This is a genomic window from Micromonospora yongxingensis (assembly GCF_052601155.1).
Window position 1 is genome coordinate 1 of the sequence record NZ_JBQXEO010000057.1, and the last position, 1,144, is coordinate 1,144.

The 1,144-nt window shown below is 65.8% G+C and carries 1 protein-coding gene; it reads right to left on the minus strand.

All coding sequences use genetic code 11. The annotated features are described in order from the left end of the window. A partial coding sequence (glnA, locus tag ACTWLT_RS31515) for a type I glutamate--ammonia ligase (RefSeq protein WP_445321491.1) occupies positions 1–1,133 on the minus strand: 1,133 nt, incomplete at its 3' end. Between the last annotated feature and the right edge of the window lie 11 nt (positions 1,134–1,144).

A 1,144-nucleotide genomic window follows, 5' to 3' on the forward strand; every position in this document is an offset into this window, starting at 1 on the left:
GCGGAGAAGGCGAGGTAGACGTTGGCCGAGGGGTCGGGCACGCGGAATTCGACGCGCTTGGCCTTGGGGTTGGCGCCGGTGACGGGGATGCGGGTGCAGGCGGAGCGGTTGCGCTGGGAGTAGACCAGGTTCACGGGTGCTTCGAAGCCGGGTACGAGGCGGCGGTAGGAGTTGACCGTGGGGTTGGTGAAGGCCAGCAGTGACGGGGCGTGGTGTAGCAGGCCGCCGATGTACCAGCGGGCGGTGTCGGACAGGCCGGCGTAGCCGGTCTCGTCGTAGAACAGTGGTTCGCCGCCGAGCCAGAGGCTCTGGTGGGTGTGCATGCCGGAGCCGTTGTCGCCGAAGAGGGGCTTGGGCATGAACGTGGCGGTTTTGCCGTTGGCCCAGGCTTCGTTCTTCACGATGTACTTGAACAGCTGGAGTTGGTCGGCGGCGTGCAGCAGGGTGGAGAACCGGTAGTTGATCTCTGATTGGCCGGCGGTGCCGACCTCGTGGTGGGAGCGTTCGACGGTGAAGCCGGTGTCGACCAGCCGGCGCACGATCGAGTCGCGCAGGTCGGCGTAGTGGTCGACCGGCGGGACGGGGAAGTAGCCGCCCTTGTAGGCGGTCTTGTAGCCGCGGTTGCCGCCGGGTTCCTCGCGGCCGGAGTTCCAGGCGCCCTCGATGGAGTCGATGTAGTAGAACGACTGGTGGGCGGAGGTTTCGTGGCGGATGGAGTCGAAGATGTAGAACTCCGCCTCGGCGCCGAAGTACGCGGTGTCGGCGATGCCGCTGGCCGCGAGGTACGCCTCGGCCTTCTTGGCCACGTTCCGCGGGTCGCGGGTGTAGGCCTCGCGGGTGAACGGGTCGTGGATGAAGAAGTTCAACGCCAGGGTCTTCTGCGCCCGGAACGGGTCGATGAACGCGGTCGCGACGTCCGGGAGCAGGAGCATGTCCGACTCGTGGATCGCCTGGAAACCGCGGATCGACGAACCGTCGAAGGCCAGACCCTCGGTGAACAGGTCGTCGTTGACGGACTCGACCGGCAGGTTGAAGTGCTGCATCACACCGGGCAGGTCACAGAACCGTACGTCGACGAACTTCACGTCCTCGTTCTTGAGGTACCGCAGCAGTTCCTCGGGATTGGCGAACACACGTCCTCCTG